The sequence below is a fragment of the Stenotrophomonas sp. EMP41 genome (assembly GCF_047495535.1).
GTDB lineage: Bacteria > Pseudomonadota > Gammaproteobacteria > Xanthomonadales > Xanthomonadaceae > Stenotrophomonas > Stenotrophomonas sepilia.
Genome location: NZ_CP179923.1, coordinates 3,635,937 through 3,662,111, shown reverse-complemented (window position 1 = coordinate 3,662,111; position 26,175 = coordinate 3,635,937). Strand labels below are relative to the sequence as shown.

Below are 26,175 nucleotides of genomic sequence, written 5' to 3'. Positions count from 1 at the left end.
ACAGGATGCCGCACTGGAGGTGGTGATGCGCGTGATGTTGCTGGGGGCGACCGGCCTGGTCGGTGGGCTGACCCTGCGCAGGCTGCTGGACGACCCGCGCTGTGGCGCCGTGGTTGCCCCGACCCGCCGCCCGCTGGCGTTGACTCACGGGAAGCTGGAGAACCCGGTGCTGGCCTTCGACGCGTTGCCTACTTCGCCCGAATGGGCGCGCGTGGACGCGATCATCTGCGCGCTGGGCAGCACCATGGCCCAGGCCGGCAGCCGCGAGGCCTTCCATCGCATCGATCATGACTACCCGCTGGCGTTCGCACGCCTGGCAAAAGCACAGGGGGCGCAGACCTATGTGCTGAATTCCGCAGCCGGCGCCAACCCACAGTCGTCGATCTTCTACAGCCGGGTGAAGGGCGAGCTGGAGCGTGATCTGCGTGCGCTGGGCTTCAATTCGTTGACCCTGGTCCGCCCAGGACTGATCGGTGGCGAGCGCAACGAGGTTCGCCGCGGCGAACGCCTGGCACTGACGGTGCTGGGTGCACTGGGGCCGGTGTTGCCACGGGCATGGCGGATCAACCCGGCCAGCGAAATTGCCAGGGCGCTGGTCGAGGCTGCGCTGGCCCCGCAGCCGGGCGAGCACGTGGTGGCATCGCGCGCGCTGGTCGGCTGATGTCGCGAGCGCTGCGCCTGACCCAGCTGCTGCAGCTGCTGCGCCGTCATCGACGGCCGGTCGCGGGGCAGGCGTTGGCCGATGCGCTGGGTATCAGCCTGCGCACGCTGTACCGCGATATCGAGACCCTGCGCGAGCAGGGCGCTGACCTGCGTGGCGAGGCCGGCGTCGGTTACCAACTGGCACCCAGCGATACCCTGCCGCCGATGACCCTGCCACCGGCCGAGATCGACGCGCTGGTGCTGGGCCTGCGCTGGGTCGCGGCGCGCACCGAGCCTGCGCTGGCCGAGGCCGCACGTGATGCCCTGGCGCGTATCGCGCATGTGCTGCCAGCCGCGCGGCGCGAGGCCTTGCGTGATAGCGGCCTGCGCGTGGGCCCTTCGCGCATGGGAACCAAGGTGCCCGCCGCACGTCTGCAGGTTGTGCGTGAAGCAGTCAGCGCGCAGCAGCGCCTGAAGTTCGGCTACCAGGACGCGCACGGCCAGCGCAGCGAGCGCATTGTCTGGCCGTTCGCGCTGGGTTACTTCGATGAAGTACCGATGCTGGCAGCGTGGTGTGAGAGCCGCGAGGATTTCCGCCATTTCCGGCTGGACCGCATCCGCCAGGTGCGCGCACTGGAGGATCACTACCTCGTGCCACGCGCCACGCTGCTGCGGCGCTGGCAGAAGGCCCAGGGCATCGCGCCGGACTGGTTGGACCGTTCGTAGCCACAGCAACAGCGGGGAGCGGGCGGCGGGGTAGAGTCGACTGTTAGTCGACTATCGCGCGCAGCGCGGGGTTCCAAGCACGCTGAAGGAGGAGCAGTCGACTAACAGTCGACTCTACCGACAGACGACTCTACCGACAGTCGAATATGCTGACAGAATCTGTCAGCAGGCCAGTACCACCATGAGCGCTCCCAACAACGGAGCTTCCCCATGTTCACGCCCAGCACCCTGCTGCAGTACGTGCGCGACGTCGCCGCCAGCGCCACCTTCTACAGCGGCATCCTCGGCAAACCGCCGGTCGAGCAGTCTCCTGGCTTCGCCCTGTTCCTGCTCGGCGATGGCGCCGCACTGGGCCTGTGGCAGCGCGACGACGTGCAACCGCCGGTGTCCGCGCAGGCCGGCGCCGCCGAACTGGCGATGGTCGTCGCCAACCCCGACGTCGTGCAGCAGATGCACGATGCGTGGCGCGCGCTGGGCGTGCAGATCCTGCAGGCGCCGGTGACACTGGAATTCGGCCACACCTTCGTCGGTGCCGACCCTGATGGTCACCGCCTGCGTGTCTACAGTCGCGCCGACGGCTTGGTCGCTCGCGATTGATGACAGGCGATCTGTAGAGCCGAGCCCATGCTCGGCTTGCTTCCTGCCTTCATCCACGCATGGCGTGGATCTACCGGAAAGCAGCCGAGCATGGGCTCGGCTCTACAGTGGAGCGGCACAAAAAAACGCCGGGCATTGCCCGGCGTTTCTTGTGTTTCAGAGGGGGCCGATCAGCTGGCCAGCGCCAGGTCGTCCATCATCGCGCGCAGGAAGCGGGCGGCTTCACCGCCGGTGGCTGCGCGGTGGTCGAAGGTGACCGACAGCGGGATCACCTTGTGCGCTTCCACGCCGCCCATCACCGGGGTCATCTGGTGGCGGGCACGGCCGGCACCGACGATGGCCACGCACGGCGGCACCACGACCGGAGTCGCGTAGCGGCCGGCAAACATGCCGAAGTTGGACAGCGAGATGGTGTAGCCACTCAGTTCCGACGCCGCGATCGAACGCGATTCCACCTGCTCGCGCAGGCGGTTGACGCCTTCGCGGATGCCGCGTGCGTCGAGCATGTCGGCATTGCGCAGGGCCGGCACGAACAGGCCGTCGTCGGTGTCCACGGCGATGCCGATGTCCACCTGCGCGTGCAGGGTGCGGGTCAGTGCTTCACCGTCGAACCAGGCATTCATCGCCGGTACCTTCTGCGCGGCGACCACGATGGCGCGCACCAGGCGGGCGGTGACGTCGTTGCCCGGCAGCCAGGCGTGGATGTCGGCGTCGTCGTTCAGCGTGGTCGGCACGACCTTGCTGTGCGCATCGGCCATCACGCGGGCCATGTTGCGGCGCACGCCCTTCAGCGGTTCCGGCTGGCCCTTGGCGACCACGCCCGGCGGCTGGGTGCGCATCGGCTTGCCGGCGGCAGACAGCGGGGTGCGGGCTTCGCTCTGCACCGGTGCGGACACCTGCGCCGGGACCGGCGCGGCATATGCAGCGGCAGCGACCGGCGCCGGAGCAGCGCCGAGCTTGGCGCTGCCGTTGGCGGCGGCCTGCTTGACGTCGGCCATGGTGACCGCGCCATCGCTGCCGGTGGCAGGCACGCGGCTCAGGTCCACGCCCAGCTTGCGCGCCATCGCACGCACGGCCGGCACGGCCTTGACGCCACCGACGGCCAGCGCCTGTTCGGCGTGCACGGCGTTGGAGCTCTGCATGGCGCCGACCACGGTACCGGCATCATCGCGCTCGGCAGCGGCGGGCTTGGCGTCCTCGGCGGCAACCGGAGCGGCCGCAGCCGGCAGCGGCGGCGGAGTCGGTGCGGCCATCGGCGCCGCCGGTGCGGCGTGACCATGGCTGTGGCCGGTGTCCTGGCCATCAGCGCGCTGCGGCAGGTTCGGGTCCAGCTCGAAGCTGGCCAGCACCGAGCCGGTCGGGATGATGTCGCCGGCGCCGCCGGACAGCTTCAGCACCTTGCCGGAGAACGGCGAGGGCACTTCCACCACGGCCTTGGCGGTCTCCATCGAGACCAGCGGCTCGTCCAGCTTGATCACATCGCCTTCCTTGACGAACCACTCGACGATGGTCGCGTCCGGCAGGCCTTCGCCCAGGTCGGGCAGGTTGAAGTTCTTGGTCTGGCTCATTTGCAGTTCTCTTCCAGCAGTTCCAGTTCGCGGGCCGGCAGCCAACCCGTCGCGCCATTGGCGCGCTCGGACCACCACCACCCACCGTGTTCGTGATGAAGCTTCACCATCTCGCCACTTTCCACATCCAGCTCGCGGGCGTCGTAGTCGCACAGGGCTTCGGCGCGACCCTCGTCCAGCAGCTGCAACCAGGCGATGGGCGCCCATCCAGCGCGCCCATCGTTGGTGCGTACCCAGGCAAACGCCGGCCATTCCTCGTCACGGACACCTACTTCGACGATCTGGCCGGTGCGGAACCGGAGCGGGTTGGGATACTGGCTGCGGTAAGCCCCCAGAAGGCGGGCCTGCATGTCAGCCGGCCGCCACCGCGCGCTTGGCCGCCGCCACGATCCGCTCAACGCTCGGCAGGTACTTCATTTCCAGGCGGAACAGCGGAATGTGGGTGTCGTAGCCGGTCACGCGCTCGACCGGGGCCAGCAGGTCGTAGATCGATTCCTCGGCCAGGCGCGCGGCGATCTCGGCGCCGAAGCCCGCGGTCTTCGGGGCCTCCTGCACGATCACGCAGCGGCCGGTCTTGGCCACCGATTCGGCGATGGTGGCGAAGTCCAGCGGGCGCAGCGTGGCCACGTCGATGACTTCGGCGCTGATGCCTTCGCCGGCCAGCTTGTCGGCCGCTTCCAGCGCTTCCTTCACCTGCGCGCCCCAGGTCACCAGGGTCACGTCGGTGCCGTCGCGCAGCACGAAGCAGACGTCCAGCGGCAAGGCTTCGCCATCGTTGACGACCACTTCCTTGTACTGGCGGTAGATGCGCTTGGGCTCCATGTAGATCACCGGATCCGGCTCGCGGATCGCGGCCAGCAGCAGGCCGTAGGCACGCTGCGGCGACGACGGCAGCACCACGCGCAGGCCCGGCACGTTGGTGAAGATCGCCTCGTTGGCTTCGCTGTGGTGTTCCGGCGCGCGGATGCCACCGCCCCACGGCACGCGCAGCACCATCGGGCAGTGCAGGCGGCCACGCGTGCGGTAACGCAGGCGTGCGGCGTGGCAGACGATATGGTCGACCATCGGGTACATGAAGCCATCGAACTGGGCTTCGGCCACCGGCTTCATGCCCTGAGCGGCCAGGCCGATGGTCAGGCCGGCGATGGTGGTTTCGTCCAGCGGGGTGTCGAGGATGCGGTCCGAGCCGAAGCGCTGCTGCAGGCCGGCAGTGGCGCGGAACACGCCGCCGTTGACGCCCACGTCTTCGCCCAGCACCAGCACCGACGGATCGTGTTCCAGCTCCCAGGCCAGCGCCTGGGTGATGGCTTCGATGAGGGTGATCGGGGTGGTGGTCATGCTGTCATCTCCGCGCGCGACCGCAGCGCTGTCGGCGGCGTTGGTGTGCGCGCCGGGCGCGCCGTTCTTGATCTCATCCATGGCGCTTCTCCAGGGCGATCGCCTGGGCACGCTGGGCCAGCAGGTCCGGCGGCGGATCGGCATACAGGAAGTCGAACATCGCCTCGACCGGCTGCACCGGCGTGTTGAGGTACAGGTTCACTTCCTCGTCCACGCGCGCGCCGCACTCGGCGACCCAAGCGGTTTCCTCCTGTTCGCTCCACACACCGGCGTTGATCAGGTACTTGCGCAGGCGCAGCATCGGCTCGCGCTGCCAGGCATCCTTCACTTCGGCATCGTCGCGGTAGCGGCGCGCGTCATCGGCGGTGGTGTGGTCGGACAGGCGGTAGGTCATCAGTTCCAGCACGGTGCCACCGTCGCCGGCCAGCGCACGTTCGCGCGCCTGTTCCATTGCCGCCAGCACCGCGATCAGGTCGTTGCCGTCCACCTGCAGGCAGTGCAGGCCGCCCGCCAGGCCCTTCTGCGCCAGCGTTTCGGCACCGGTCTGGGCCGAACGCGGAACCGAGATGGCCCAACCGTTGTTGACGATGCACAGGATCAGCGGGAGCTTGTAGGCGCCGGCCGAATTCAGTGCTGCGTAGAAGTCGGTCTTGGAGCTGCCGCCGTCGCCGCACACCGCCACCGCGATCTGCGGTTCCTTGTTGAGCTTGAACTTCAGCGCGGCACCGGCGGCATGCAGGCACTGGGTGGAAATCGGCACGCAGAACGGGAAGTCCTTGGCCGCGTTGCCGCCGTAATCGTTGCCGCGTTCGTCGCCGCCCCAGTACATCAGCACGTCGTGCGGGCGCACGCCACGCATGAACATCGCGCCATACTCGCGGTACGAAGGCGCGAACACGTCGTCCTTCTGCATCGCAGCGCCGATACCCACGTGCGCGGCTTCATGGCCCAGGCAGGCGGCATAGGTGCCGAGCTTGCCGGTGCGCTGCAGCGCGATGGATTTGCTGTCGAACGTGCGTACGAACAGCATCTGCTTGAACAGCGGTACCAGGACCTTGGGGTCGCGCAGCGACGCGGGCAGGTCATCGCGGACGAGCGTGCCGTCCGTGTCCAGGTACTGCAGGTATTCGATCTTGAATTCAGCGGCAACCGTCATTGCGTACTGCACCTTCGACAGAGAAGTTACAAATGATATGAATCGCCATGTTAAGGAACGCGTACGGAATAGCCTTCCTGCGCCGCAACACGGAGATTCACCGTTTTACCCCTGCCGGCGGGTGGGGGGCCAATAACAACAACGTATTCAGTCGTTGCTGCAAAGCATCAGAATACGCCTCTGGCTGACCGCCAGTACAACGGCCTGGACGGTTCCACGCGCAGGCCCGGGATCGGCCGATGCTCCACGGCCAACCGCACGCTCCGGTATGGACCCGGCGGCTGCCAGCGCGGCGGCAACGCGCTACCCTTGCCGCCCCCGATCTGGTCCCGCCCATGTCCGTCGACAACAACCAACGCGATCTCGAAGCCGGCATCCACACCGACCTGCAGGGCCGCCTGACCTATGGCGGTTACCTGCGGCTGGACCAGCTGCTCAGCGCGCAGCAGCCGCTGTCCAACCCGCCGCATCATGACGAGATGCTCTTCATCATCCAGCACCAGACCTCGGAGCTGTGGCTGAAGCTGCTGGGCCACGAACTGCGTGCCGCGATCGGCTTCCTGCAGCGCGATGAAGTCTGGCAGTGCCGCAAGGTGCTGGCGCGCAGCAAGCAGGTGCTGCGCCAGCTGACCGAGCAGTGGTCGGTGCTGGAAACGCTGACCCCGTCCGAATACATGGGCTTCCGCGACGTGCTGGGCCCGTCTTCGGGCTTCCAGTCGCTGCAGTACCGCTACATCGAGTTCCTGCTGGGCAACAAGAACGCGCAGATGCTGCAGGTGTTCGAGCATGACCCGGCCGGGCAGGCGCAGCTGCGCACCGTGCTGGAGGCGCCGAGCCTGTACGAGGAATTCCTGAAGTACCTGGCCCGCTTCGGCCATGCTGTCCCGGCGGTCTACGAGGCCCACGACTGGACCCAGCCGCACGTGGCCGACGACGCACTGCAGCCGGTGTTCGAGCGCATCTACCAGGACACCGACCGCTACTGGCGCGAGTACGCGCTGTGCGAGGACCTGGTGGACCTGGAGACGGCCTTCCAGCTGTGGCGATTCCGGCACATGCGCACCGTGATGCGGGTGATCGGCTTCAAGCGCGGCACCGGCGGCTCGTCCGGCGTGGGCTTCCTGGCCAAGGCGCTGGAACTGACCTTCTTCCCCGAACTGTTCCAGGTGCGCACCAGCCTGCAGGCCGCGCCCCCGGCAGAACTGGGCTGACCCCCATTCAGCTTGGACCCCGGCCATTGGCTGGATCGTTTCAGATGCAAGTTCAGCGAGCAGGACGGCACCTGCCTCAAACGGCGTGTATTTGACGTGAACGCCACAAGTCGGTGATCCTCGCGCGTTGCTCCAACTGCACAGCGGACGTGCTCGTCATCCACCGAACCAGGAAATCCGCATGAGCGTAAACGCCACTGCGAACACCCCAGAGCCGGCGCTGCCGGACTTCAAGACCACGCTGGGCCACCCGCGCCCGTTGTGGATGCTTTTCATGACCGAGTTCTGGGAGCGCTTTGCGTTCTATGGCATCCGCTGGGCCTTGGTGCTGTACATCGTTGCCCAGTTCTACAACGGCAGCGCTGCCGGTGAAGGCGACGCCAGCCGCATCTATGGCGCCTACCTGGCCCTGGTGTACGCCGCGGCGATCTTCGGTGGCTACGTGGCCGACCGGGTGCTGGGCTACCAGCGCTCGATCCTGACCGGCGCGATCATCATGGCCGCTGGCCTGTTCATGATCTCGCTGCCGCAGGAGCACATCTTCAAGCTCGGCCTGGCCACGATCATCGTCGGCAACGGCCTGTTCAAGCCCAACATCTCGACCATGGTCGGCAAGCTGTACGGCCTGAAGGACGAGCGCCGCGACTCGGGCTTCACCATCTTCTACATGGGCATCAACATCGGCGCGATGATCGCCCCGGTGCTGACCGAGTACCTGGCCCGCAAGGTGTTCGGTACCGATGCGATGCCGTCCTACAAGGTCGTGTTCATCGCCTCGGGCGTGGGCATGCTGATCTCGCTGGTGTGGTTCTACATCGGTCGCGCCGGCCTGAAGGGCATCGGTGCACCGCCGGCCGGCGCTGAAGGCTTCGGCCGCATCATCATGGTGCTGGCCGGTGCCGTGGTCGCCATCCCGGTGGCCTACTTCCTGCTGGCTACCGGCGCCACCGCGCTGGCCTGGATCCTGGGCGCGATGTTCACCGCGCTGGCCGTGCTGCTGCTGGTGGAGGGCATCCGCGAGGGCAAGGTGCAGCGCGACCGCGTGATCGCCATGCTGATCATCTTCGCCTTCAACGTGATGTTCTGGATGTTCTTCGAACAGGCCGGCAGCTCGTTCACCTTCCTGGCCGAGAACATCGTCAACCGCCAGTTCGGCGACTGGACGTTCCCGACCGCGTGGTTCCAGTCGGTCAACTCGGTGGCGATCATCACCCTGGCCCCGGTCATCGCCTGGATCTGGGTGGCCATGGGCCGTGCCAATCCGTCCATTCCGCGCAAGTTCGGCCTGGGCCTGCTGTTCAACGGCGCCGCCTTCGCCCTGCTGATGTTCGCCCTGTCGCAGATGGTCGTGGACGGCAAGATTCCGTTCTGGACCCTGTTCATGGTCTACGTCATCCAGTCGGTCGGTGAGCTGTGCCTGTCGCCGATCGGCCTGTCGATGGTGACCAAGCTGGCCCCGGTGCGCCTGGTCGGCTTCGGCATGGGTGGCTGGTTCCTGTCCACCGGCATCGGCAACAACCTGTCGGGCATCTTCGCTGGCGTGGTCAGTGGTGAAGGCGGCATGACGGTCGAGTCGGCCCTGAAGGGGTATACCTTCGGGTTCTGGGCCCTGATCGGCTCCGGCGTGGTGCTGTTCCTGATCGCCCCGCTGATCAACAAGCTGATGCACGGCGTCAAATGATGATGAGAGGGTAGAAGGCATGCGTAGCAGGCTCGGTACTGCGGTAGTGGTGATCTTTGCGGCGCTGATCGGCGCCTGTTCGCAACCGCAACCGCCTGCCACCGCCGAGCCCACGCAGCCCCTGGATACCCGACCCACCGAGCCACCGGTCGCTGACCCCAGCGAACCGGTGGCCTCGGGCAACACCCCGGTGGCGGCAGACATTGCCGCCATCGCCGGGCTCGGCGCGCAGTTCGACCCGGCCCGCGACCCCGCCGATGACCTGGCCACCGCCAAGGTGGAAGCCCAGCGCGGCAAGAAGCGCATCCTGCTCGAGATCGGCAACGCCGCCTGTGAGCGCTGCCGGGCGCTGGACGAAATGGTCGAGGGCAACGGCGACCTGCGCCGCTTCCGCGACGCCCACTACGTGTGGGTGAAGGTCAACGCCAGCGACGAACAGCCCAACACCGCCTTCTTCGCCCAGTTCCCCGAAATGGAGCGCGACTATCCGCACCTGCTGGTACTGGACGCCGATGGCAGCCTGCTGGTGTCGCAGGCGACTGCTGAGCTGCGCAAGGGCGAAGCCTTCCAGCCTGCACGGGTGAGCGCGTTCCTCAAGCACTGGGCACCCGACAAACCGGAATAGGGTAGTGCCGGCCGCTGGCCGGCATGCTCTGGTGGGTGCCGACCGCTGGCCGCCAACCCCGGTGGGTGCCGACCGTTGGTCGGCACAGAAGTGCATCCACGCCCGCGCGAATCTACTGCGCGCGCCGTCACACTCTTCGAATCGGCGTCTCAACTTCACTGCATGTACGCCGTTACCGGCAAGGACCTCGGTCGACGCCTCGTCGACGCAACCTACCGGAACGCCCATGCACAGCGACCACGCCGAACGATTGCCCGAACCTGCCAGCCACCTGGCCGAGGCTGGGGCAGCCGAGGGCGTGACCCTGCCACCGCAGGAGGCCCTGCTGGACGACGCGGGCACGGGCGAGGACGCTGTTGAACTGGCCCCGCCCCGCCACCGCCTGCCGCAGATCGCGCTGCCCGACAACGTGGTGTTGAAGGGCGCTGTGCAGAAGCTGGTCGAACAGAAGGCGCGCCTTGATGCGATGGCCGCCGAAGGCCAGCTGGCCGGGCTGCTGCCGCCAGAATGGCAGGGCCACGGCGCGCGCGCGATCGAGCTGTCCACCTTCATCCAGGGCGTGCTGCCGTTCCTGCAGACCGGGGAGCGTGGCGAAACCGCGCCTGCCCGTCTGCCGGTGCGGCACGTGCTGGGGGATGACAGCCGATGGGGCCTGGAGGATGTTGCCGAACCCAAGTCGCTGGCCTGGTACCTGGCCAGTGACGAGCGCGCCACGGCCGGCAGCAAGGACGTCGCCGAGGCGTATCTGGTGGGTGCGCTGGGCCTGGCGTGGATGCAGGAAGGCCGCAGCCGCCCGGGCTTCCTGCGCGCGATGGGCCAGGACAGCCTGGCCGCGCGGGTGACCATGCTGGGTTATCCGCCGGCCAACGAACTGGCGCTGTACAGCGTCACCGCGCACGGCCAGCCGCAGATCTGGTGCGTGCACGGCCGCCGCCGCATGCGGCCGCTGGTGGCGCCGTGGCTGAGCGTGCCGCTGCTGACCGCCTACGGCGTGCCGGCGCCGGTGGCGTGGCCGGCCACGTTCCCGCCGGTGGAGGCGGTGGCCGAGCTGCTGGCGACCGCCCGCCTGGGGCGCGCGCTGCCGGAGGTGGACCTGGCCAAGGCGGTGGCGAAGATCGCCGAGGACGCCGCCTCCGACGCCTGGCAGCCGGTCAGCCTGCTGCAGCTCAACACCTGGTCGCCGCGCTGGCACTTCTTCCTGGGTACCTTCGTCGGCCTGCCCTCGCTGCTGCTGGTGGCGGCGGCGCTGGCGCTGCCGGGGGCGGTCGAAGCGGCCACGGTGGCCGCCTCGCTCGGCTTCGCCGGCGGCGCCATCGCGGCGCTCGCGGTGCCGTGGATCCATGCACGCCGCAAGCACCTCAGCTGAAAAAGGGGACGGAGGGGATTAAGTCGCTTTGGGCACACCTGTGCTGATTGCGGCTTAATCCCCTCCGTCCCCTTTTTTCTTTCAGACCCCTTGGCCCATCCGCTCCAGGCCTTCGCCGGCCAGGCGCAGGATCAGCTTTTCCAGCACCTGCTCTTCCTCCTCGCTCAGCACCGACATCAGCTTGCGGGTGATCTCGATCACCATCGGTGCGATGGTCTCGTACACCTCGAAACCGGCGGCCGACAGCGCCAGTACCGAGCGGCGGCGGTCGTCGCCATGCGTCTCGCGCTTGATGAAGCCGCGCTCCAGCAGGCGGGCCACGGCGCGGCTGACCGCCACCTTGTCCATCGCCGTGCGGTCGGAGACCTCGCTGGCCGAGGAACCCGGGTACAGCGCCAGGATGGTGATGACCCGCCATTCGGGAATCGCCAGACCGTAACGATCGCCGTATAGCTTGGCGATGTTGCCGCTGACCCGGTTGGACAGCACGCTCAGCCGGTACGGCAGGAACTGTTCCAGGTCGAGCAGGACGTGCGAGGCACGCAGGCGGGTCGAGGCGGGATCGGGGCTCATGTTGCGGTGCACCTTGCTGGTGGTTTCAAGTGTAACTATAAGGGGGAGGTCCAGACCCTGCATTCTCGCCGGGTCCCTACCTGCCCGCACCTGGTTTGTACCGATGCGGTACCGATTCGGAGCCACGCCATGAATACCGCAGTCCCGACTACCTCGCACCCCAACCCCGGCATGCAGGTCACCACCTTCGAGAACCCGATGGGCATCGACGGCTTCGAGTTCGTCGAATTCGCCGCCCCGGCCGGCCGCGGCCAGGAGCTGCACGAGTACTTCCGGAAGATGGGCTTCAGCGCGGTGCTCAAGCACAAGCAGCGTCCGATTACCGTCTATCGCCAGGGCGACGTCAACTTCCTGGTCAATGAAGACCCCGATTCGTTCGCCGCCGACTTCGCCGAAAAGCACGGTCCGTGCGCCTGCGGCTTCGCCATCCGCTTCAAGAAGCCGGGCCAGGAGGTCTACCAGACCGCGCTGGGCAACGGCGCCGAAGCCATCGCCTTCAAGCCGGACAGCAAGGCGGTCAGCGCGCCGGTCATCAAGGGCATCGGCGACTGCATGCTGTACCTGGTCGACCGCTATGGCAGCGCCGGCAGCATCTACGACGGCGACTACGAGCCGATCGCCGGTGCCGACCTGCACCCGGTGGGCTTCGGCCTGACCTTCATCGACCACCTGACCCACAACCTGTACTTCGGCAACATGCAGCAGTGGTCGGACTACTACGAGCGCCTGTTCAACTTCCGCGAGATCCGCTACTTCGACATCAAGGGCCTGAAGACCGGCCTGGTGTCCAAGGCGATGACCGCGCCGGACGGCATCGTGCGCATCCCGCTGAACGAATCGTCCGACCCGAAGAGCCAGATCAACGAGTACCTGGACGCGTACAAGGGCGAGGGCATCCAGCACATCGCCTGCTTCACCGAGAACATCTACGAGACCGTCGAAGCGATGCGCGCGCAGGGCGTGGACTTCCTCGACACCCCGGAGACCTACTTCGACGTGATCGACCAGCGCGTGCCGAACCACGGTGAAGACGTGCCGCGCCTGGCCAGGAACAAGATCCTGATCGATGCCGATCCGGAAACCCATCAGCGCAAGCTGCTGCAGATCTTCACCCAGAACTGCATCGGCCCGATCTTCTTCGAGATCATCCAGCGCAAGGGCAACGAGGGCTTCGGCGAAGGCAACTTCACCGCGCTGTTCGAGAGCATCGAGCGCGACCAGATCCGCCGCGGCGTGCTGTAAGGTCTGCAGGCAATGTCGGCTTCCGGTCGACATTGCCTGTCCGAATGGTCGTGCCGGCCGCTGGCCGGCAATCTCTGGAGTTCCCATGTCCCCCGCCATCACCGCCCGTGGCTACCAGTCCGGCTTTGGCAACGAGTTCGCCACCGAGGCCGTCGCCGGCGCGCTGCCGGTCGGACAGAACTCACCGCAGAAGGTGGCCCACGGCCTGTACGCCGAACAGTTGACCGGCACCGCCTTCACCGCGCCGCGCGGCAGCAATCGCCGCAGCTGGCTGTACCGGATCCGCCCGGCGGTGACCCATGGCGAGTTCACCCCGTTCGCGCAGTCGCAGCTGCACTGTGATTTCGGCGCACAGCCGGCCTCGCCGAACCAGCTGCGCTGGAGTCCGCTGCCGCTGCCGGAGTCGCCGACCGACTTCGTCGAAGGCCTGTACACGATGGGGGGCAACGGTTCGCCCGATGCGCATGCTGGCGTGGGCATCCACCTCTACGCTGCCAACCGCGACATGGTCGGCCGCTACTTCTACAACGCCGACGGTGAGCTGCTGATCGTGCCGCAGCTGGGCGCGCTGCGCCTGCTGACCGAGCTGGGCGTGATCGAGATCGAGCCGCAGCAGATCGCAGTGATTCCGCGTGGCGTGCGGTTCCGCGTGGAGCTGCCGGACGGCCCCAGTCGCGGCTACATCTGCGAGAACTACGGTGCGCTGCTGAAGCTGCCCGACCTTGGCCCGATCGGTTCCAACGGCCTGGCCAATCCGCGCGACTTCGAAACGCCGCACGCCGCATTCGAGGATGTCGATGGCGATTTCGAGCTGATCGCCAAGTTCGAAGGCCGCCTGTGGCGTGCGCCGATCGACCATTCGCCGCTGGACGTGGTGGCCTGGCACGGCAACTACGCGCCGTACCGTTACGACCTGCGCCGCTTCAACACCATTGGCTCGATCAGCTACGACCATCCGGACCCGTCGATCTTCCTGGTGCTGCATTCGCCCAGCGACACGCCGGGCACCAGCAACATGGACTTTGCGATCTTCCCGCCGCGTTGGCTGGTGGCGCAGAACACGTTCCGTCCACCGTGGTTCCACCGCAACATCGCCAGCGAGTTCATGGGCCTGGTGCATGGCGCCTACGATGCCAAGGCCGAAGGCTTCGTGCCGGGCGGCGCGTCGCTGCACAACTGCATGAGCGGCCACGGCCCGGACGCACCGACCTTCGACAAGGCGTCCAATGCCGATCTGTCCAAGGCGGACGTGATCAAGGACACGATGGCCTTCATGTTCGAGACCCGCGCGGTGATCCGCCCGACCGCACAGGCACTGGCCGCCGGCCACCGCCAGGGCGATTACCAGCAGTGCTGGAACGGCCTGCGCAACAACTACCGCTGACCCGGAAAAGGGGACGGAGGGGATTAAGCCGCAATCAGCGCACGTGTGCTTGAAACGACTTAATCCCCTCCGTCCCCTTTTTTCTTCAGGCCACCTCGGCGAACGCGTCGCAGTGCTCCAACGGCAGCGCCTCCAGCAGGCGTTGGCGTACACGCTGGCAATAGCCCACCGAAGTCAGTCCGGGCAGCATCTGCATCGCTGATTGCAGCACCTGCAGTACGTCGCTTTCCGCGCGGGCCTGCTGCAGGTCGCGGAACAAGGCCGCCGCCTGCGGGTGGCGTTGCATTTCCAGGATGCCCAGCACGTAGATGCGCGCAGCCACCAGCGAGCGGCGGCGCTCGCCCGCTGTGGCCGCCGCTGCGGCAGGTGTTGCCGGCGGCGGCGGCGGTGGCGGGGCTGCGGCACCGGTACCGGTGCTCAGGTAGCCGGCCTGCACCAGCTGGATGACCATCGCGGGCGCATCCTGGCCGAGCAGGACGGTCAGGTCGGTGATGCTGCGCTGGCCGTCGCACAGGATCAGCAACCGGCGCTGGCGCATGTCCAGCGGCGCGCGGTGGGCCTGCAGCGCGGTTCGGGCGAGTTCGGTCTTGCGCGGTTGCATGGAAGGGACAGCCAGGTCGGTGCACGCCGAGCCTGAACGAGGGCGATGAAACCGCGATGACAATGCAGCTTCTGCACGCGCGCTGCGCTAGCGTGCAGCTACCTTCGTGCCAGGGAACCGCACCGATGAAGCACCTCCCGATTGCTGGTCTGTTGCTCCTTTCGCTCGCCGCCTGCAGTGGCGGCCCGGACAAGCAGGGCGCCGCGGGCAGCGGCAGCGACACCCCGGCGGAAACCGCCTCGGCGACCGGTCCCGCCCAGTCGACGGATCCTGATCTGGCGGCCCGCCCGGCGAACGACCCCCGCAAGGACAGTCCAGCCCGCCTGGACGGCTTCGCTGGTGCGAAGCTGGGCACCGGCATCGCCGAAGTCCGCAGTGGTTTTGGCACGCCACTGCAGGGGCTGGGCACCGATGCCGCCGGCAGGCCGCTGCCCGCCGACGACGGCAACGACGGCTGCTACTTCCTGCGCCCGCAGGATGCCGAGGACCCGCGGCTGATGATCGAAGGCCGCAAGCTGGTGCGCTACGACGTGCGCAGCGCCACCATCACCGCACCGGGCGGCGGCAAGGTCGGCATGACCCTGGGCGAGCTGCAGGTGCTGTATCCCGAGCGCGCTGACGTCGGTCCCGACAAGTACGACGAGAAGGCCCAGCACCTGCGCGTGCGGCCGGCGCAGGAGGGCGGGGCAGTGATCGACTTCGCGCTCGGTGCCGATGGCCGGGTGGGTGCCTGGCGGGTCGGGCAGACCCCGCAGGTCGACTATGCGGAAGGCTGTGGCTGATCCTTGATCCACCGCCCAGCCATGCGCTCGGGCCAAGCGTAGAATCGCGCCACCACTGCTGGGGAGTGCTCGATGATCGCCATTGCCATTGCCTGGTTCCTGCTCGGCCTGCTGCTGCTGGCACTGGGCGGGGACTCCATCGTCAAGGCCGTCTCTGGCCTGGCCCAGCGCTTCGGGGCCAGCCCGTTCACTGCCGGGCTGCTGCTGCTCGGCGTGACCACCTCGTTGCCGGAACTGGCGGTCAACGCACGTGCGCTGGCGGTCGGCCAACCGGAGCTGGCACTGGGCAATGCAGTGGGCAGCAGCATCGTCAATCTGGGTTTGACCCTGGCGGTGGCCGCCATCGCCGCCCCCCTGCTGCTGCGCGCGCGCCTGCAGGCGGTGCTGTGGTGGTCGCTGCTGGCGGCCGGCGTGCTGCTGATCCTGTTCGGTCTGGATGGTCGCCTGGTGCGCTGGGAAGGCGGCGTGCTGGTGGCGGGCTTCATCGTCATGCAGGTGCTGTTGCTGCGCCGCGGCCGCGTCGAGAGCGCCGAGGTGCAGGCAGCCATCGCCGAATCCGCGCTGAGCCGCACCAGCCTGCCGTTGAACGTGCTGCGCGTGCTGATCGCCGCACTGACCCTGTACTGGGGCGCGCGCCTGGTGGTGGGTGCTGCCGCCGACTTCGGTGCCGCATTGGGCTGGACGCCGTTGCTGGTCGGCCTGTTGCCGGTGGCGATCGGCACCGCACTGCCGGAGGTGGCCACCGCCATTGCCGCCTCGCGTCGCGGGCATGGCGACATGGTGCTCGGCCACGTGCTGGGTTCCAGCGTGGTCAATCTGCTGCTGGTGATCGGTGCGATGGCGGTGTTGCAGCCGTTGGCCTTGCCGGCCTCGTTCGTGCGCCTGGAACTGCCGGCGCTGTTGGCGTTTGCGCTGGTGCTTTACCCGATGCTGCGCGGCGACCTGAAGATCAGTCGTGGCGAAGGCGGGATCCTGCTGGTCGCGTTCGTAGGCTGGTTCGTGCTGGAACTGCTGCTGGTCGGCGCACCGGCGCTGTAGAGCCGAGCCCACGCTCGGCTGCTGTTCGTGCCGACCAGCGGTCGGCACCTACCGGGCGTCACATTGCCGGCCAGCGGTCGGCACCTACCGGTTCTGCGTGGTTTCTTCTTCCCGCACCGGTTCCGGTGGCGGCAGCTGCTCCTCGGCGGCACGCTCGTTGCCCGGCAGGCTGGGTCGGGTTTCCATCAGCAGCGACAGCGCGGCCTTGGCCATCATGTGCGCGCTGATCGGCGCGGTGATGAACAGGAACACGGTGATCAGCAGCTCGCGTGGCTGCGGGTCCTGGCCCAGGAAGATGTGGTAGCAGACCGAGCACACCAGCACGCAGCCCACGCCCAGCGTGCTGGCCTTGGTCGGCGCATGCAGGCGCTTGAAGAAGGTGGACAGCTTCACCAGGCCCAGTGCGCCGACCAGGATGAAGAAGCAGCCGAACAGCAGCAGGATCGACAGAACGATCTGGATCACGGTGATCATTCGACGATGTCCCGGCGCAGCACGAACTTGCTCAGCACCACGGTGCTGCCGAAGCCGAGCATGGCGATGATCAGCGCCGCCTCGAAGTAGATCGGCGAGTTGAGGTACATGCCGAACAGCATCAGCTCAGCGATCGCGGTCACCGACAGCGTGTCCAGCGCGAGGATGCGGTCGGGCACGGTCGGCCCGCGCAACAGCCGCCAGGTGGCCAGCAGCATCGCCAGGCCGACCACGTGCATGCACACCACCAGGGTGGTCTGGATGACTTCAAAACCGGTCATGGGAAGATCTCCATCAACGGCGCCTCGTAACGGCGCTTGATCGTATCGATCAGGTCCTGCGGGTCCTCCAGGTGCAGCACGTGCACCAGCAGGTACTTGCGGTCGTCGCTGAGCGCGGCCGAGACCGTGCCCGGGGTCAGCGTGATCATGCTGGTCAGCGCAGCGATGCCATGGATGTTGGCGATGTCCAGCGGCAGCCAGATGAAACCGGGGTGGATGTTCTTCTCCGGCCCCAGTACCTGCAGGGCGACACGGATGTTGGACATCAGGATGTCCCACAGAGTCACGCACACCAGCCTGGGCAGCGGCCGCAGCGTACCGATGCGCGCGAACTCGCGGTCCAGGCGTGCAGCGAACAGCGGCACCACCACGCCCAGCAGCAGGCCCAGCACGATCTGGCCGAGGGTGAAGCTGTCGGACATCAGCAGCCAGAACGCCACCACCATGATGCTGAGCATCGGCGACGGAATCAGGCGACGGAACAGGGAGCGCTGGGCAGTCATGGCTGGCGGATCTCCGGCGTGGTCGCGCGCAGCTGCTGCACGTACTCGCTGGGGTGCAGCAGCTGTGCGGCGGTGGCGTCGGTATAGCGCATCAACGGTGCAGCGGCCAGGGTCATGCCGATGCCGTAGGCCAGCAGCAGGCAGGCGGCATAGAGCTCTACCCGGCGCAGGGGAGCCTTGCGCGGCTTCGGTGCCTCCGGATCAATCGGTGGCACGCGCCAGAACAGGCGGATGCCCCCCCGGGTCAGGCCCATGATCACCAGCAGGCTGCTGACCAGCACAGCGGTCCAGACCGGGGCGGTGTACTGCGCCGGCATGCCGGCCAGCAGCGCGGCCTTAGCCAGGAAGCCGGATAGCGGCGGCAGGCCGGCCACCGACACCGCGCCGATCAGGAACAGCACGGCGGGCGTCTCCTTGCCCGGCATCGGCGCGACCACTTCCTTGCGGTCGCTGGCGCCACCACGGCGGCGACGGATCAGGTCGGCAACCAGGAACAGCGCGGCAGCGACGAAGCTGCTGTGCGGCAGGTAGTACAGGCCCGCCGAGAGCACCTGTGGCGTGCCCACCGAGAAGGCGATGAACAGCGTGGCCGCCGACACGATCACCAGGTAGGAGATCAGCACGCGCAGGCGGGTGGCGGCCAGCGCGCCGAGGCCGCCCAGCACCAGCGTCGCCACGCCGGCCCACAGCAGCCAGTCGCGGCCATAGCCGGCCATCGCGCCGGCATCGTCGCCGAACCACAGCATCTGGATGCGCAGCACCGAGTACAGGCCGACCTTGGTCATGATCGCGAACAGCGCCGCCACCGCCGCCGGTGCGCGCGAATAGGCTTCCGGCAGCCACAGGTACAGCGGCATCAGCGCGGCCTTGGCGCAGAACACCAGCAGCAACAGGCCCATGGTCGCCTTCACCAGGGTCAGCTGTGCCGGCGGTACCTCGGCGATGCGCTGCGACAGCTCGGCCATGTTCAATGAGCCCAGCGAGGCATACAGCAGGCCCAGCGCGACCAGGAACAGTGTCGAGGCGGTGACGTTGAACACCACGTAGTGCAGGCCGATGCGCATGCGCAGGCCGCGGCCACCACTGAGCAGCAGGCCGTAGGAGGCGATCAGCATCACCTCGAAGAACACGAACAGGTTGAAGATGTCGCCGGTCAGGAACGCGCCGTTGAGGCCGACCAGCTGGAACTGGAACAGCGCATGGAAGTGCGGCGCGCGGCGGTCCCAGCCCGAGCAGGCGTGCAGCAGGCAGGGAATGGCCAGCAGCAGGGTGGTCAGCAGCATCCACGCCGACAGCCGGTCGGCCACCAGCGCGATGCCCAGCCGTGACGGCCAGTCGCCAAGCAGGTAGACGTTGATTTCACCACTGGCAGTGGTGGCAAACAGCAGGCCGACTGCCAGCGCCAGCGCCGAAAGCGCGGTCCAGGCCACCGCCCGTTGCACCCTGGGGCCATAGCGGCGGTGTTCGACGAACAGCGACAGCGCGGCACCCAGCAGCGGAATCAGGATGGGCAGGATCACCAGATGGTTCATGCGCGGTCCTCGCCCTGGCGCGGCGGCACGCTTCCATCCTGGAGGTCGTCATCCGGCTCGTGCGCATCCACGTGGTCGCTGTGGTTGTCGCTGCGGCTGCGCATGGCCAGCACAATGCTCACCGCGGTCATCGCGAATGCGATCACGATCGCGGTCAGCACCAGCGCCTGTGGCAGCGGGTCGGTGTAGTTGCCCAGGTGGCTGTCCACGCCTTCCTGCAGCACTGGCGCCTTGCCCAGCACCACCCGGCCGCCGGCGAAGATCAGCAGGTTGGTGGCGTAGGACAGGAAGGTCATGCCGAGGATCACATCGAAGCTGCGTGCACGCAGCAGCAGGTAGATGCCGATGGCGGTCAGCACGCCGATCGCGGTAGCCAGGGCCAGTTCCATCAGTGCATCTCCCCGGTGCGGGCCGAACGGCGTTGCAGGTCGATCTCACCCTTGCGGGCGGTGCGGGTACGCGACGGCTTGATCGTGCCCATCATCGACAGCATCAGCATGGCGCCGCCGAACACCACCAGATAGACGCCGATGTCGAAGCCGATTGCGCTGGCCAGCGGTACCTCGCCGATCAGCGGCAGGTGCAGGTCGAGATGGCCGCTGGTCAGGAACGGCACGCCGAACAGCATCGACGCGCTGCCGCTGAGCAGGGCGATCAGCAGGCCCATGCCGATGCAGCGGATGTAGTCGAAGCCGAAGCGCGACTCCACCGATGCAGTGCCCTGGATCACGTACTGGATCAGCAGCGGCACTGCCAAGACCAGGCCGGCGATGAAGCCGCCACCCGGTGCGTTGTGCCCGCGCAGGAACAGGAAGATCGACACGGTCAGGGTCAGCGGGAACATGATCTGCGCCAGGTCGGCCGGTACCGGCAGCTTGATCGGCGGGCCGGGCATGATCTGCTCCGGCGCCATCCGCGTACGCCGCAGCAGCGCATGCACCACCAGCGCGGCGATGCCGAACACGGTGATCTCGCCGAAGGTATCGAAGCCACGGAAGTCGACCAGGATCACGTTGACCACGTTCTGGCCGTAGGCCTCGGGCAACGCGCGGGCGAGCAGCTCGCCGGCCATGGTGTTCGGCGGCAGGGTCATCGCCGAATAGGCCAGCGCGCCAAGCCCGGCACCGGCGATGATCGCGATCACCGCGTCGCGGCGCTTGCGCCAGCGCGGCCGCTCCGGCCCGGACTGCGCCGGCAGGTAGTTCATGCCCAGCAGCATCAGCACCAGCGTCACCATCTCCACCAGCAGCTGGGTCAGGGCCAGGTCGGGCGCGGACAGGAACACGAAGGTCAGCGCCACCATCAGGCCGACGCCGCCGACCAGCAGCACCGCCAGCAGGCGCTGCTTGTAGATGCGCAGGGTGGCGACCGCGCAGGCCATCATCACCAGCCACAGGGCCCAGCCCAGCAGCGGAATCGGCTGCGGCGCGGTCCAGTTCGGCGAGGCTGGGTTGGCCACGAACGGCGCCGCGGCAACCACGATCGCCACCAGCACCAGGCCCAGCAGCATGCGCTGCAGGCTGCCGTTGGCGATGCCGCTGGTCAGGCGCATGGCCAGCGCGGACACAGCGTCCAGCTGGGCGTGAAACACATTGCGGCCCGTGCTGACATTGGTCACGGCATGCAGGTTGATCAGCCTGCGCAGGCCGAAGTACAGCGCCACGCCACCGACCACGCCGATCGCGCTCATCGCCAGCGGCAGGTTGAAGCCGTGCCACACCGCCAGGCTGTATTCGGGCATGGCGGTGCCGAGGATCGAGGCCGCAGCGGCATGCAGCACCGGCGCTACGGTCAGTGCGGGTGCCACGCCCACCGCCACACAGATCACCACCAGCAGCTCCACCGGCACCTTCATCCAGCGCGGCGGCTCGTGGGGCACGCGGTCCAGGTCGTGCGGGCCAGCGCCGAAGAAGGTGTCGTGCACGAAGCGCAGGCTGTAGGCCACGCCGAACACGCCTGCCAGCAACGCAGCGATCGACACCGCCGCGCGCATGATGCCCGGGCCGCCGGCCGTAATCGCTTCGGCGAACAGCATTTCCTTGGACAGGAAGCCGTTGAGCAGCGGGATCCCGGCCATCGCCAGCGAGGCGATGATCGCCAGCGCGCTGGTGAACGGCATCAGCCTGCGCAGGCCCCCCAGCTTGCGCATGTCGCGGGTGCCGGTTTCGTGGTCGATGATGCCGGCGGCCATGAACAGCGAGGCCTTGAAGGTGGCGTGGTTGAGGATGTGGAACACGCCGGCGACCACCGCCATCGGCGTGGACAGGCCGAACAGCAGGGTGATCAGGCCCAGGTGGGAAATGGTCGAGTACGCCAGCAGGCCTTTCAGGTCGTGCTGGAAGATCGCGTTCCAGGCACCGATCAGCAGGGTCAGCGCGCCGATGCCGCTGACCGTATAGAAGAACAGGTCGCTGCCGGCCAGCGCCGGATGCAGCCGCGCCAGCAGGAACACGCCGGCCTTCACCATGGTGGCCGAGTGCAGGTAGGCCGAGACCGGGGTCGGCGCGGCCATCGCGTGCGGCAGCCAGAAGTGGAACGGGAACTGCGCGCTTTTGGTGAAGATGCCGGCCAGCACCAGGAACAGGGCGTACGGGTACAGCGCGCTGGCGCGGATCTGCTCGCCGGCGGCCAGCACCACGTCCAGGTCGAAGCTGCCGACGATGCGGCCGATCAGCAGCACGCCACCGAGCAGTGCCAGGCCGCCGCCGCCGGTGATCACCAGCGCCATGCGCGCGCCTTCGCGGGCGTCCTGGCGGTGCGACCAGAAGCCGATCAGCAGGAACGAGCTGATGCTGGTCATTTCCCAGAAGACCATCAGCAACAGCAGGTTGCCCGACAGCACCATGCCCAGCATGGCGCCCATGAACAGCAGCAGGTAGCAGTAGAAGCGGTGCGCGTTGTCCTGCTGGCTCAGGTAGTAGCGCGCATACAGCACCACCAGGGCGCCGATGCCGAGCACCAGCCCGGCGAACATCCAGGCCAGCCCGTCCAGGCGCAGGGTGAAGTCCAGGCCGATCTGTGGCAGCCAAGGAACCAGGGTGCGGACCACCTGGCCATCGAGCACCGCCGGGGTCAGCCAGCCGAGGATGGCCAGCCCGCCCAACGGCGCCAGTGCCGCCAGCCAGGCAGCGGTCGAGCGCGAACTACGGGGGAAGGCCGCGACAGCCGCTGCCATCAGGAACGGCAGGGCCAGCAGCAGGGGCAGGCTGGGGAGCATGCAGGGAATCCATGATTCACGAGCAGGTCAGGGAGAATAACAGGCTGCGAAATGTCGCCGAAACCCATCGAACAGCGATCAACTGCATGTAACGTTCGCTGATTCATTTTTTCTGCGGCGCAACATCACGTTCCTGCAGTCCCTCCCCGGTTGCCCTCGGGGGACACCCTACGCCCACGCAGGGAGACCGCAGGCCCTGTCGCACAGGGGCTGCCGTCGACGGGCGGGACGTGGGGGCGATTCACCGGCGCAGGCTGGCAGGGCCGCCGTGGAGTGTGGGTGACGGATTCCGCTCGTTCAGGAAACGATGGCCGCTGTCGGCCGCCGGCAGATCAGTAGCGCCAGTCGAGCTTGCGGTAGAACTTGGCCATCACCCAGGCCGGGCCGATCAGCAGGTAGGTCAGGTCGGTCAGGAAGCTCGGCTTGCGGCCCTCGAATTTGTGGCCGATGAACTGCGCGATCCAGGCCACCACGAACACGCCCACGGCCAACCAGCGCAGCGCCTGCAGGCCGATCTCGGCCTCCAGCAGGCGGCACAGGCAGCCGAACACGAAGAACTGGATGAGCATGCCGATGCCCAGCGGGCGCGACAGCTTGTTGTAGAAGCACCAGGCACTGAACATTGCGAACGCCGCCCAGATGCCGTACTGGAACCAGGTGATCAGCGGTGGCAGGCACCACAGCAGGGCCACCACCGACCACAGGATCGCCGGCACCGCCACCACGTGGATGCGCTGGTTGATCACGTTGCGATGGTCGTCGGAATAGCTGGCGAAATAGCGGTCGATCGGCCGCGCAAGCTCGGTGGATGTCTGCATGCTGCGTTGCTTCCTCGGACAACGGTAGTGCCGGCCGTTGGCCGGCAATCCAGAGCATAGCCGAGTTCATGAGGTTGCCGGCCAGCGGCCGGCACTACCGAACGCACCCCCCAGCCTTTCCGGCCGGGGGGCGCAGGCGGATCAGTCGACGCTGATCCCGGCCAGGCGCTGCAGCGCCTCGGCGTACTTGGCGCGGGTGCGCTCGATGATGTCGGCCGGGATGTTCGGACCCGGGGCGGTCTTGCCCCAGTCCAGCGTCTCCAGGTAATCGCGCACGAACTGCTTGTCGTAGCTCGGCGGGCTGGTGCCCACTTCGTACTCGTCGGCCGGCCAGTAACGCGACGAATCCGGCGTCAGCATCTCGTCCATGATGTACAGCCGGCCATCGGCGTCGGTACCGAACTCGAACTTGGTGTCGGCCAGGATGATGCCGCGCTCGCGGGCGTAATCGGCGGCGAACTTGTAGATGCGCAGGGTGGCGTCGCGCACCCGCTCGGCCAGTTCCGCACCGACCTGCTTCACCATCGCGTCGAAATCGATGTTCTCGTCATGGTCGCCGACCGCGGCCTTGGTCGAGGGTGTGAAGATCGGCTCGGGCAGCTGTTCGGCCTGGCGCAGGCCGTCGGGCAGGTCGATGCCGCTGACCTTGCCGGTGCGCTGGTAATCCTTCCAGCCGCTGCCGATCAGGTAGCCGCGGGCGATCGCTTCCACCGGCACCGGCTTCAGCTTGCGGGTGACCACCGCGCGCTTGGCGTACAGCGCCGGGTCCACGCCTTCGGGCAGCACGCTGGCCACCTCGATGCCGGTCAGGTGGTTGGGCATCAGGTGCGCGGTCTTGGCGAACCAGAAGTTGGAGACCTGGCAGAGCATCTCGCCCTTGCCCGGAATCGGGTCGGGCAGCACCACGTCGAACGCCGACAGGCGATCGGTGGCGACCATCAGCAGGTAGTCGCCCGGTGGGGTCCCTGCAGGTAGCCGCTCGCGCGGGATATCGAACACATCACGCACCTTGCCGCGATGGCGCAAGGGCAGGCCGGGGAGATCGGATTGCAACAGCGTGGTTGGCACGGGCACTCCTGGGGCGTTGTCGATACGGCTGCCCAACGGACCCGGCGGGCCCGCTGACCAGCGGGCGGCCTAGTGTAAAGCGGTCCGGGCCCGCTGTGACGTAAAATGAGCGTCCATTTCGTCGGTCGACCCCGGAGCGCCATGCGCTGGTACGGAAAACTGCTCGGATTCATCGCCGGCGCCCTGCTGTTCCGGCCCAATCCGCTGTTCGGCGCGGTGGTCGGCCTGTTGATCGGCCATGCCTTCGACTCGGACTGGTTCCGCCTGAACAAGGAGAACCCGTATCGGGAGCTGGGGCTGACGTCCGAGGCCACCGATGCCGAGATCGAGCGCGCCTACCGCAGGCTCATCTCCCAGTACCACCCCGACAAGCTGGGCGGCGCCGCCCCCGAGCTGCAGCAGCAGGCCGAGCAGAAGTCGCGGCGCATCAACGCCGCCTACGACCGCATCAAGACCCTGCGCAAGCGCTGATCTCACAGTCCCGCCTGCGGGCGGGAGAACCCTTTCCCCGTTCCGAAGGCCCCGGCCATGTCCAACTGCCTCATCGCCCCCTCCATCCTGTCCGCCAACTTCGCCCGCCTCGGCGAGGAAGTCGACAACGTCCTCGCCGCCGGCGCGGACTGGGTCCACTTCGACGTGATGGACAACCACTACGTGCCGAACCTGACCATCGGCCCGATGGTCTGCCAGGCCCTGCGCAAGCACGGCGTGACCGCGCCGATCGACGTGCACCTGATGGTCGAGCCGGTGGACCGCATCATTCCGGACTTCGCCGAAGCCGGTGCCACCTACATCAGCTTCCACCCGGAGGCCAGCCGCCACGTGCACCGCACCATCCAGCTGATCCGCTCGCTGGGCTGCAAGCCGGGCATCGTGCTCAATCCGGCCACCCCGGTGGACATCCTGGACTGGGTGCTGGATGACCTGGACCTGGTGCTGCTGATGTCGGTCAACCCGGGCTTCGGCGGCCAGGCCTTCATCCCCTCGGCGCTGGACAAGCTGAAAGTGGTGCGCAAGATGATCGACGCCAGCGGCAAGGACATCCGCCTGGAGATCGACGGCGGCGTGAAGGCCGACAACATCGGCGAGATTGCTGCCGCGGGCGCCGACACCTTTGTCGCCGGTTCGGCCATCTTCAACGCCAGGACCAGCTACCAGGACGTGATCGCGCAGATGCGCGCCAACGTCGCTGCGGCACGGGGCTGAGCCATGAGTACGGTGGCCGTGTTGAACATCCGCCCGGCCACCGTGGCCGATGCTGGCCTGATCCTGCATTTCATCCGCGAGCTGGCCATCTACGAGAGGGCCGAGCATTCGGTGCAGACCGATGAGATCGGCATCGCCGAGAGCCTGTTCGGACCCGATGCCACGGCGCGGGCGTTGATCTGCGAAGCCGATGGTGAAGCGATCGGCTATGCGGTGTATTTCTACAACTATTCCACCTGGCTGGGCCGCAAGGGCATCTACCTGGAAGACCTCTATGTCAGCCAGGAAAAGCGTGGCGTGGGTGCCGGCAAGGCGCTGCTGAAGTACATCGCACGCCAGGCCGTGGCCGAAGGCTGCGGCCGTTTCGAATGGTCGGTGCTGGACTGGAACACTCCGGCCATCGAGTTCTACACCGCCGCCGGTGCCAAACCGCAGGACGAGTGGACCGTGTACCGGCTGCAGGGGCAGGCGCTGCACGATTTCGCCAACGGTTGAGGCTCGTGGGGGCAAACCCCAGTTGGGTGGGTGCGAACCTTGGTTCGCACT

At 67.4% G+C, this 26,175-nt stretch carries 28 protein-coding genes; 14 read left to right on the top strand and 14 right to left on the bottom strand.

What is annotated here, in order from left to right:
• The first annotated feature begins 25 nt into the window (after positions 1–25).
• The 3 genes from ACMGRF_RS16840 to ACMGRF_RS16830 all read left to right on the top strand — a co-directional run bounded on the left by ACMGRF_RS16840 (position 26) and on the right by ACMGRF_RS16830 (position 1,965).
• Positions 26–661: an NAD-dependent dehydratase gene (locus tag ACMGRF_RS16840; protein WP_099485922.1), complete on the top strand. Its 636-nt coding sequence runs from the start codon at positions 26–28 to the stop codon at positions 659–661.
• The gene (locus ACMGRF_RS16835; RefSeq protein ID WP_414485394.1) at positions 661–1,368 is read left to right on the top strand and encodes a helix-turn-helix transcriptional regulator; all 708 of its coding nucleotides are present in this window, start codon (positions 661–663) and stop codon (positions 1,366–1,368) included. Before ACMGRF_RS16840 ends, ACMGRF_RS16835 begins: the two co-directional genes overlap by 1 nt.
• Positions 1,369–1,578: 210 nt before the next feature.
• Complete coding sequence (locus tag ACMGRF_RS16830; protein ID WP_414485393.1) at positions 1,579–1,965, top strand: VOC family protein; 387 nt, start codon at positions 1,579–1,581, stop codon at positions 1,963–1,965.
• A gap of 170 nt (positions 1,966–2,135) precedes the next feature.
• Here ACMGRF_RS16830 and ACMGRF_RS16825 read toward each other — a convergent pair whose 3' ends face one another.
• Genes ACMGRF_RS16825 through pdhA form a run of 4 tightly spaced genes read right to left on the bottom strand, consistent with a single transcriptional unit; the run spans position 2,136 to position 6,027 of the window.
• Positions 2,136–3,533 (bottom strand): dihydrolipoamide acetyltransferase family protein, encoded by a 1,398-nt coding sequence (locus ACMGRF_RS16825; protein ID WP_049415488.1) that lies wholly within the window; start codon positions 3,531–3,533, stop codon positions 2,136–2,138.
• A complete protein-coding gene (locus ACMGRF_RS16820; protein ID WP_049415485.1) occupies positions 3,530–3,883 on the bottom strand; it encodes an SH3 domain-containing protein in 354 nt (117 codons plus the stop codon). The genes ACMGRF_RS16825 and ACMGRF_RS16820 overlap by 4 nt, the downstream gene beginning before the upstream one ends.
• Position 3,884: 1 nt before the next feature.
• Complete coding sequence (locus ACMGRF_RS16815) at positions 3,885–4,952, bottom strand: alpha-ketoacid dehydrogenase subunit beta (protein ID WP_005419896.1); 1,068 nt, start codon at positions 4,950–4,952, stop codon at positions 3,885–3,887.
• Positions 4,945–6,027 carry a pyruvate dehydrogenase (acetyl-transferring) E1 component subunit alpha gene (gene pdhA / locus ACMGRF_RS16810; protein ID WP_099495315.1) on the bottom strand — a complete coding sequence of 361 codons (1,083 nt, stop codon included), beginning with the start codon at positions 6,025–6,027 and terminating at the stop codon, positions 4,945–4,947. Before pdhA ends, ACMGRF_RS16815 begins: the two co-directional genes overlap by 8 nt.
• Positions 6,028–6,362: 335 nt before the next feature.
• Here pdhA and ACMGRF_RS16805 point away from each other — a divergent pair, with 335 nt between their 5' ends.
• From ACMGRF_RS16805 to ACMGRF_RS16790, 4 genes are all read left to right on the top strand, one after another.
• Positions 6,363–7,238, top strand: a complete 876-nt coding sequence (locus ACMGRF_RS16805) for a tryptophan 2,3-dioxygenase (protein ID WP_049415479.1) — start codon at positions 6,363–6,365, stop codon at positions 7,236–7,238.
• Positions 7,239–7,419: 181 nt separating this feature from the next.
• A complete protein-coding gene (locus tag ACMGRF_RS16800; RefSeq protein ID WP_005411345.1) occupies positions 7,420–8,919 on the top strand; it encodes a peptide MFS transporter in 1,500 nt (499 codons plus the stop codon).
• A 19-nt stretch (positions 8,920–8,938) separates the two neighbouring features.
• Positions 8,939–9,544, top strand: a complete 606-nt coding sequence (locus tag ACMGRF_RS16795; RefSeq protein ID WP_111190780.1) for a thioredoxin family protein — start codon at positions 8,939–8,941, stop codon at positions 9,542–9,544.
• 226 nt (positions 9,545–9,770) lie between these two features.
• Complete coding sequence (locus ACMGRF_RS16790) at positions 9,771–10,910, top strand: hypothetical protein (protein WP_049415476.1); 1,140 nt, start codon at positions 9,771–9,773, stop codon at positions 10,908–10,910.
• 81 nt (positions 10,911–10,991) lie between these two features.
• Here ACMGRF_RS16790 and ACMGRF_RS16785 read toward each other — a convergent pair whose 3' ends face one another.
• On the bottom strand, positions 10,992–11,483 hold the full coding sequence (locus tag ACMGRF_RS16785) for a MarR family winged helix-turn-helix transcriptional regulator (protein WP_049438884.1): 492 nt from the start codon (positions 11,481–11,483) through the stop codon (positions 10,992–10,994).
• Positions 11,484–11,612: 129 nt separating this feature from the next.
• On the opposite strand from ACMGRF_RS16785, the gene hppD reads away from it, so the two are divergent.
• Entirely contained in the window at positions 11,613–12,725 is a 1,113-nt protein-coding gene (gene hppD / locus ACMGRF_RS16780) for a 4-hydroxyphenylpyruvate dioxygenase (protein ID WP_180879589.1), read from the top strand.
• A gap of 85 nt (positions 12,726–12,810) precedes the next feature.
• Complete coding sequence (hmgA, locus tag ACMGRF_RS16775; RefSeq protein WP_049415470.1) at positions 12,811–14,109, top strand: homogentisate 1,2-dioxygenase; 1,299 nt, start codon at positions 12,811–12,813, stop codon at positions 14,107–14,109.
• Between the two features lie 85 nt (positions 14,110–14,194).
• Here the strand turns inward: hmgA and ACMGRF_RS16770 are convergent, their stop codons facing one another.
• Positions 14,195–14,710 (bottom strand): hypothetical protein, encoded by a 516-nt coding sequence (locus ACMGRF_RS16770; RefSeq protein WP_049415467.1) that lies wholly within the window; start codon positions 14,708–14,710, stop codon positions 14,195–14,197.
• Positions 14,711–14,835: 125 nt separating this feature from the next.
• On the opposite strand from ACMGRF_RS16770, the gene ACMGRF_RS16765 reads away from it, so the two are divergent.
• Together ACMGRF_RS16765 and ACMGRF_RS16760 are read left to right on the top strand one after the other, a co-directional pair.
• The gene (locus tag ACMGRF_RS16765; RefSeq protein ID WP_049415464.1) at positions 14,836–15,492 is read left to right on the top strand and encodes a hypothetical protein; all 657 of its coding nucleotides are present in this window, start codon (positions 14,836–14,838) and stop codon (positions 15,490–15,492) included.
• 72 nt (positions 15,493–15,564) lie between these two features.
• Positions 15,565–16,530, top strand: coding sequence for a sodium:calcium antiporter (locus ACMGRF_RS16760; RefSeq protein ID WP_049415459.1), 966 nt, complete (start codon positions 15,565–15,567; stop codon positions 16,528–16,530).
• 84 nt (positions 16,531–16,614) lie between these two features.
• Here the strand turns inward: ACMGRF_RS16760 and ACMGRF_RS16755 are convergent, their stop codons facing one another.
• The 8 genes from ACMGRF_RS16755 to ACMGRF_RS16720 all read right to left on the bottom strand — a co-directional run bounded on the left by ACMGRF_RS16755 (position 16,615) and on the right by ACMGRF_RS16720 (position 24,423).
• Complete coding sequence (locus tag ACMGRF_RS16755) at positions 16,615–17,004, bottom strand: Na+/H+ antiporter subunit G (protein WP_049415456.1); 390 nt, start codon at positions 17,002–17,004, stop codon at positions 16,615–16,617.
• Complete coding sequence (locus ACMGRF_RS16750) at positions 17,001–17,285, bottom strand: K+/H+ antiporter subunit F (protein ID WP_005411334.1); 285 nt, start codon at positions 17,283–17,285, stop codon at positions 17,001–17,003. Before ACMGRF_RS16750 ends, ACMGRF_RS16755 begins: the two co-directional genes overlap by 4 nt.
• Positions 17,282–17,788 carry a Na+/H+ antiporter subunit E gene (locus tag ACMGRF_RS16745; RefSeq protein WP_049415453.1) on the bottom strand — a complete coding sequence of 169 codons (507 nt, stop codon included), beginning with the start codon at positions 17,786–17,788 and terminating at the stop codon, positions 17,282–17,284. Before ACMGRF_RS16745 ends, ACMGRF_RS16750 begins: the two co-directional genes overlap by 4 nt.
• Positions 17,785–19,320 carry a monovalent cation/H+ antiporter subunit D gene (locus ACMGRF_RS16740; protein WP_099485907.1) on the bottom strand — a complete coding sequence of 512 codons (1,536 nt, stop codon included), beginning with the start codon at positions 19,318–19,320 and terminating at the stop codon, positions 17,785–17,787. The genes ACMGRF_RS16745 and ACMGRF_RS16740 overlap by 4 nt, the downstream gene beginning before the upstream one ends.
• On the bottom strand, positions 19,317–19,709 hold the full coding sequence (locus ACMGRF_RS16735; RefSeq protein WP_049415448.1) for a Na+/H+ antiporter subunit C: 393 nt from the start codon (positions 19,707–19,709) through the stop codon (positions 19,317–19,319). The genes ACMGRF_RS16740 and ACMGRF_RS16735 overlap by 4 nt, the downstream gene beginning before the upstream one ends.
• On the bottom strand, positions 19,709–22,537 hold the full coding sequence (locus ACMGRF_RS16730; RefSeq protein WP_049415446.1) for a monovalent cation/H+ antiporter subunit A: 2,829 nt from the start codon (positions 22,535–22,537) through the stop codon (positions 19,709–19,711). Before ACMGRF_RS16730 ends, ACMGRF_RS16735 begins: the two co-directional genes overlap by 1 nt.
• Positions 22,538–22,869: 332 nt before the next feature.
• Positions 22,870–23,355 carry a DUF962 domain-containing protein gene (locus ACMGRF_RS16725; protein WP_049415443.1) on the bottom strand — a complete coding sequence of 162 codons (486 nt, stop codon included), beginning with the start codon at positions 23,353–23,355 and terminating at the stop codon, positions 22,870–22,872.
• Positions 23,356–23,496: 141 nt separating this feature from the next.
• Positions 23,497–24,423, bottom strand: a complete 927-nt coding sequence (locus ACMGRF_RS16720; protein ID WP_049415440.1) for a phosphoribosylaminoimidazolesuccinocarboxamide synthase — start codon at positions 24,421–24,423, stop codon at positions 23,497–23,499.
• Positions 24,424–24,564: 141 nt separating this feature from the next.
• Here ACMGRF_RS16720 and ACMGRF_RS16715 point away from each other — a divergent pair, with 141 nt between their 5' ends.
• Genes ACMGRF_RS16715 through ACMGRF_RS16705 form a run of 3 tightly spaced genes read left to right on the top strand, consistent with a single transcriptional unit; the run spans position 24,565 to position 26,124 of the window.
• Positions 24,565–24,894, top strand: coding sequence for a J domain-containing protein (locus tag ACMGRF_RS16715; RefSeq protein WP_049415432.1), 330 nt, complete (start codon positions 24,565–24,567; stop codon positions 24,892–24,894).
• A 57-nt stretch (positions 24,895–24,951) separates the two neighbouring features.
• On the top strand, positions 24,952–25,629 hold the full coding sequence (gene rpe, locus ACMGRF_RS16710; protein ID WP_019661514.1) for a ribulose-phosphate 3-epimerase: 678 nt from the start codon (positions 24,952–24,954) through the stop codon (positions 25,627–25,629).
• A gap of 12 nt (positions 25,630–25,641) precedes the next feature.
• Positions 25,642–26,124 (top strand): GNAT family N-acetyltransferase, encoded by a 483-nt coding sequence (locus ACMGRF_RS16705; protein ID WP_049415430.1) that lies wholly within the window; start codon positions 25,642–25,644, stop codon positions 26,122–26,124.
• The last annotated feature ends 51 nt before the right edge of the window (positions 26,125–26,175 follow it).

Excerpts from the sequence above, each read along its gene's own strand:
- ACMGRF_RS16840 (WP_099485922.1), top strand. The coding sequence starts at position 26 with ATGCGCGTGATGTTGCTGGGGGCGACCGGCCTGGTCGGTGGGCTGACC.
- ACMGRF_RS16835 (WP_414485394.1), top strand. The coding sequence starts at position 661 with ATGTCGCGAGCGCTGCGCCTGACCCAGCTGCTGCAGCTGCTGCGCCGT.
- ACMGRF_RS16830 (WP_414485393.1), top strand. The coding sequence starts at position 1,579 with ATGTTCACGCCCAGCACCCTGCTGCAGTACGTGCGCGACGTCGCCGCC.
- ACMGRF_RS16825 (WP_049415488.1), bottom strand. The coding sequence starts at position 3,533 with ATGAGCCAGACCAAGAACTTCAACCTGCCCGACCTGGGCGAAGGCCTG.
- ACMGRF_RS16820 (WP_049415485.1), bottom strand. The coding sequence starts at position 3,883 with ATGCAGGCCCGCCTTCTGGGGGCTTACCGCAGCCAGTATCCCAACCCG.
- ACMGRF_RS16815 (WP_005419896.1), bottom strand. The coding sequence starts at position 4,952 with ATGGATGAGATCAAGAACGGCGCGCCCGGCGCGCACACCAACGCCGCC.
- pdhA (WP_099495315.1), bottom strand. The coding sequence starts at position 6,027 with ATGACGGTTGCCGCTGAATTCAAGATCGAATACCTGCAGTACCTGGAC.
- ACMGRF_RS16805 (WP_049415479.1), top strand. The coding sequence starts at position 6,363 with ATGTCCGTCGACAACAACCAACGCGATCTCGAAGCCGGCATCCACACC.
- ACMGRF_RS16800 (WP_005411345.1), top strand. The coding sequence starts at position 7,420 with ATGAGCGTAAACGCCACTGCGAACACCCCAGAGCCGGCGCTGCCGGAC.
- ACMGRF_RS16795 (WP_111190780.1), top strand. The coding sequence starts at position 8,939 with ATGCGTAGCAGGCTCGGTACTGCGGTAGTGGTGATCTTTGCGGCGCTG.
- ACMGRF_RS16790 (WP_049415476.1), top strand. The coding sequence starts at position 9,771 with ATGCACAGCGACCACGCCGAACGATTGCCCGAACCTGCCAGCCACCTG.
- ACMGRF_RS16785 (WP_049438884.1), bottom strand. The coding sequence starts at position 11,483 with ATGAGCCCCGATCCCGCCTCGACCCGCCTGCGTGCCTCGCACGTCCTG.
- hppD (WP_180879589.1), top strand. The coding sequence starts at position 11,613 with ATGAATACCGCAGTCCCGACTACCTCGCACCCCAACCCCGGCATGCAG.
- hmgA (WP_049415470.1), top strand. The coding sequence starts at position 12,811 with ATGTCCCCCGCCATCACCGCCCGTGGCTACCAGTCCGGCTTTGGCAAC.
- ACMGRF_RS16770 (WP_049415467.1), bottom strand. The coding sequence starts at position 14,710 with ATGCAACCGCGCAAGACCGAACTCGCCCGAACCGCGCTGCAGGCCCAC.
- ACMGRF_RS16765 (WP_049415464.1), top strand. The coding sequence starts at position 14,836 with ATGAAGCACCTCCCGATTGCTGGTCTGTTGCTCCTTTCGCTCGCCGCC.
- ACMGRF_RS16760 (WP_049415459.1), top strand. The coding sequence starts at position 15,565 with ATGATCGCCATTGCCATTGCCTGGTTCCTGCTCGGCCTGCTGCTGCTG.
- ACMGRF_RS16755 (WP_049415456.1), bottom strand. The coding sequence starts at position 17,004 with ATGATCACCGTGATCCAGATCGTTCTGTCGATCCTGCTGCTGTTCGGC.
- ACMGRF_RS16750 (WP_005411334.1), bottom strand. The coding sequence starts at position 17,285 with ATGACCGGTTTTGAAGTCATCCAGACCACCCTGGTGGTGTGCATGCAC.
- ACMGRF_RS16745 (WP_049415453.1), bottom strand. The coding sequence starts at position 17,788 with ATGACTGCCCAGCGCTCCCTGTTCCGTCGCCTGATTCCGTCGCCGATG.
- ACMGRF_RS16740 (WP_099485907.1), bottom strand. The coding sequence starts at position 19,320 with ATGAACCATCTGGTGATCCTGCCCATCCTGATTCCGCTGCTGGGTGCC.
- ACMGRF_RS16735 (WP_049415448.1), bottom strand. The coding sequence starts at position 19,709 with ATGGAACTGGCCCTGGCTACCGCGATCGGCGTGCTGACCGCCATCGGC.
- ACMGRF_RS16730 (WP_049415446.1), bottom strand. The coding sequence starts at position 22,537 with ATGCTCCCCAGCCTGCCCCTGCTGCTGGCCCTGCCGTTCCTGATGGCA.
- ACMGRF_RS16725 (WP_049415443.1), bottom strand. The coding sequence starts at position 23,355 with ATGCAGACATCCACCGAGCTTGCGCGGCCGATCGACCGCTATTTCGCC.
- ACMGRF_RS16715 (WP_049415432.1), top strand. The coding sequence starts at position 24,565 with ATGCGCTGGTACGGAAAACTGCTCGGATTCATCGCCGGCGCCCTGCTG.
- rpe (WP_019661514.1), top strand. The coding sequence starts at position 24,952 with ATGTCCAACTGCCTCATCGCCCCCTCCATCCTGTCCGCCAACTTCGCC.